The organism is Acinetobacter sp. YH16052, assembly GCF_013417155.1.
In the GTDB taxonomy this organism is placed as follows: domain Bacteria; phylum Pseudomonadota; class Gammaproteobacteria; order Pseudomonadales; family Moraxellaceae; genus Acinetobacter.
Genome location: NZ_VPEO01000072.1, coordinates 1 through 3,731, shown reverse-complemented (window position 1 = coordinate 3,731; position 3,731 = coordinate 1). Strand labels below are relative to the sequence as shown.

Here is a 3,731-nt window from a genome sequence, read left to right as displayed (position 1 = left end):
ATTTCTTGAATCTCTCTTGTGCAAGCAGCGACGTTACTGACTGGGGCTACATCACGACCAAATAATGCATTGCATAATGATGATTTACCTACGCCAGTTGATCCAAAAATACCGACTCGTGGCGTGTAACCTTTTATTTCCCTTATTTTCTTTTCGATTGCTTGTCTAATTTTTTCTTTGCTGTTTAGTGTCGATTTATCAATATATTCCATTTTAAGAACCTATATTGTCAAGAAATATTACTTATAAATAAACCACCTATTTTATAAGTGGTATTTTATTGTATTCGATAAATGTTATCTAGAGCTGTGTTCAGGTTGTTGTGAGACTAAACCTTTTAAGCGATTTCCTAAAAAGGTGGGGTACATGGAGCTCAGAAAACAAACTATCCCAAGACTGTTTTTTAGTCATGTTGCTTTGGAGAGAGGGTGGGATGAACTATGGCAATTATTGTGTCTGATGCTGATATCGAACTGTTTTATCCATCTATGCAAGGATATGGATGAGAAAATTTGCTGTTTTGACCCATTCGCCCTTCTGAACGGTTGAAACTGTTCGCGAATCACTTTTGTGCATAGTTATGCAGCCCCATAAAAATAATTCTGACGCATTTTTCGGGGTTGCCCTGGTGTTTCCTTGTATTTTTGCGTTTTTTGCGTCAGAAAGCGATTGAGAGCGTTTTAAGGGGTTCGTACAACAGGAGTTATGGTAAATGGATCGTTTTTGCGGGAAGGCTCGACAGGTTTTGTTGTTGGGGGTAGTGTAAGCGACTGAAAAACAAACGCCCCTGAAATTCGTGTCTATCCGCCAAGACTTTCACGAAAATACAGGGGCGATGTCGGTCGATAACCTGGAAGGAATCGTAACACATGAGCGCCGCGCTTCAATACTTCGAAGAAAATTTACCCCACCGTCCCTATCACACGGATGATCTCGCTTTTGGTCTTCGCATCTCCGGCAAAGGGCGTGCGCTTCTTGCGCGGTACATCCAGCAGAACCAGCCTCATGCGCAGTTCTGGCTGGTTTTTGACGTTGACCGTGTAGGAGCTGCGATTGACTGGAGCGACCGGAACGCTCCCGCGCCGAACATCACCGTAAAAAATCCTGTGAACGGTCATGCTCACCTGCTCTACGCACTCAATATCGCCGTGAGAACCGCGCCGGACAGCTCGGTTAAGGCGCTGAAATACGCCGCTGCGATTGAACGTTCGCTGTGTGAGAAACTTTGTGCAGATGTGAACTACAGCGGACTGATTTGCAAAAATCCGTTCCACCTGGAATGGCAGGTGATGGAGTGGCGCGAGGAGGCCTATACCCTCGATGAACTGGCTGATTATCTCGATTTGAGCGCCTCAGCGCGCCGTAGCATCGATAAACATTACGGGATGGGGCGAAACTGCCATCTGTTCGAAATGACGCGCAAATGGGCTTACAGGGCGATTCGTCAGGGCTGGCCAGCATTCTCACAGTGGCTTGATGCCGTGATTCAGCGTGTCGAAATGTACAACGCATCGCTTCCCGTTCCGCTTTCTCCGCCTGAATGTCGGGCTATTGGCAAGAGCATTGCGAAATACACGCACAGGAACTTCACGCCGGAAACTTTCGCACAGTATGTGGCTGATACGCACACCCCAGAAATACAGGCCAAGAGAGGCCGGAAAGGTGGTATCGCTAAAGGCGAAGCCTACGATGACAAGCGTTTCATGGCGCTATGTATGCTGGAGAATGGATATTCTCAGAAAGCTATTGCGGCGATGCTGAATGTACATCGTAATACGATCCGTAATTGGGCAATGCACAAATAGCCTATATCAGATAACAGCGCCTTTTCGGCGTCTTTTTGAGCTGAGGGCTTTCCGGCGGTTTTCTCCTTTCAGCCCAGCAATGGTGCTGTTTTCCGCATGATTGCGCTGGTAGTGCTCGCCGCAGTCTCATGACCGAGCGTAGCGAGCGAATGAGCGAGGAAGCACCAGGGAATCGGAACACGGATGGAGGCACTTACGCGTCTGGGTTTGGGGATGTCTCCAGATCGTACTTAAGTTCCTTAAGTGCCTGTAATATCCTGTCTTTTTTATAGCATAGCTCGCCTGTTTTTGTGTCTACCAGTCCTGCTTCGATCAGTAGCCCAGCCGCGAGAAAGAGCCGGTGATTGCGTTCTCGTCGTTGTTTTTTTCCCTCGATTCGTTTTTGGACCGCCTGTTTTCGTTCGCTCTCCTGTGCCTGTAAGTCGTTTTTTTCCGCTGTTGCCAGTACGTGGAGGAGTTTGCGTTCCTGTTCTGTGAGTCCTGCTTCGTTGTCGAGCAGGTCAATAATCTGTCTCTGTCGTGCGGTCTGTTCTCCGAGCTTCCTGATGAATCCGATCCGTTTCTTCAGCCATTCGATGTTGCTGATGCGCATGTTCGTGGTGCTCCCTGGTGTTTTTTGCGGTGTGTTGTGGTCGTGCAGTATATCGCTTGCGGTCGGTGGGTGCAGGGGGGTATCTTCCTTCTAATTCGTGAAATTAGAAGGAAGCGCACTTATATGTTTCTCTCCTTCGTCGAGAAACAGTGCGCTCCTGCGGAGGGCTGAAACCGTGGCAACCTATCACCTCAGCGTTAAATTTGGAGGCAAGGGACAGGCTGCAAACCACGCCGATTACATCGAGCGCAAAGGGGAGTATGCGAAACGGAAAGATCTGGAATACACGGAGCACGGAAACATGCCGGAATGGGCCAGGGATAATCCTTCCCATTTCTGGCAGGCGGCTGTATCAGAAAGTTGTGACACTGGAAGATAAACTGGCGGAGAAAACTGTCACGGGTAAGAGCCGGAAAAACTGACGCGCTCTGTGAGGTGTTTGAATTGTTCGCTGTTCACATCGGATAAAACCGATCTTGGAAAAAGAAACGTTGATAACTAAGATTCAGGATAGTAATCATCCTGAATCTTAATGAATTACCAGAATTTAAGTTTTGATAGTATTTTCTTACCTGCAGCAACAACAGTTGCAGCTACTACTTCAACAACTACATCCTTTACGTTATCCCAGGCTTCACCTGTCCATTCTTTAATGGTGTCCCATACGCCCTTTTCTGCGCTTTCTGCCATTTTTTCTGTTTTTATTTCTTCTCCTGCTTCGCGATAGAGAGCATATTTTTTCTCCTTTGGGAGGATGTCTATTATTGTCTCCATTGCTTTAGAAATATTAAACTTTCTTTTGACTGATGTAGGTATAATGTATGAAGCAGGAACAGAAAAGGCAGTACTTACTTCTAGTATTTTCTCATTTACACTAGCTAACTGCTCTTTTGTCGGCTCGTTTTTCTTTTTATCCCAAAGAAGTTCACCTTCATCGTCTTCTGTTGGTTCTATTTTATCTATTTGGTTTATGAAAAATACAACAGGACATTTTTTTATATTAGGTAGCAATATATCGTTATATACCTTTTGAGAAATTGCGTAAGCCCTTTCATCAGACTTTATTACCCATACAACTAGGTCTAACTTTGCAACATTCTCTTTGTATAGATTATAATATTCTTTGTCTCTTTCCAAGGTTTCACCAACACCAGGAAAGTCTATTATCGTAAGTCCTCCCTCATTTCCATCTTCTGGCTTGATATGAATTTCTTGAATCTCTCTTGTGCAAGCAGCGACGTTACTGACTGGGGCTACATCACGACCAAATAATGCATTGCATAATGATGATTTACCTACGCCAGTTGATCCAAAAATACCGACTCGTGGCGTGT

4 protein-coding genes and 1 pseudogene are annotated in these 3,731 nt (G+C 45.6%); 2 read left to right on the top strand and 3 right to left on the bottom strand.

Annotated elements, in window-relative coordinates; all coding sequences use genetic code 11:
- A partial coding sequence (locus tag FTV42_RS15820; RefSeq protein ID WP_180039176.1) for a GTPase occupies positions 1-212 on the bottom strand: 212 nt, incomplete at its 3' end.
- A gap of 657 nt (positions 213-869) precedes the next feature.
- Here FTV42_RS15820 and FTV42_RS15815 point away from each other — a divergent pair.
- Positions 870-1,805 (top strand): replication initiation protein, encoded by a 936-nt coding sequence (locus FTV42_RS15815; RefSeq protein WP_031612480.1) that lies wholly within the window; start codon positions 870-872, stop codon positions 1,803-1,805.
- 193 nt (positions 1,806-1,998) lie between these two features.
- On the opposite strand, the gene FTV42_RS15810 is transcribed toward FTV42_RS15815, so the two are convergent.
- Positions 1,999-2,397 (bottom strand): hypothetical protein, encoded by a 399-nt coding sequence (locus FTV42_RS15810; protein ID WP_001560793.1) that lies wholly within the window; start codon positions 2,395-2,397, stop codon positions 1,999-2,001.
- Between the two features lie 175 nt (positions 2,398-2,572).
- On the opposite strand from FTV42_RS15810, the pseudogene FTV42_RS15805 reads away from it, so the two are divergent.
- Positions 2,573-2,746, top strand: a pseudogene (locus FTV42_RS15805) (mobilization protein); the annotation flags it as partial.
- Between the two features lie 188 nt (positions 2,747-2,934).
- Here the strand turns inward: FTV42_RS15805 and FTV42_RS15800 are convergent.
- On the bottom strand, positions 2,935-3,731 hold a 797-nt coding region (locus FTV42_RS15800), incomplete at its 5' end, for a GTPase family protein (protein WP_180039175.1).

Coding starts and splice junctions, on each gene's coding strand:
- FTV42_RS15815 (WP_031612480.1), top strand. CDS start 870: ATGAGCGCCGCGCTTCAATACTTCGAAGAAAATTTACCCCACCGTCCC.
- FTV42_RS15810 (WP_001560793.1), bottom strand. CDS start 2,397: ATGCGCATCAGCAACATCGAATGGCTGAAGAAACGGATCGGATTCATC.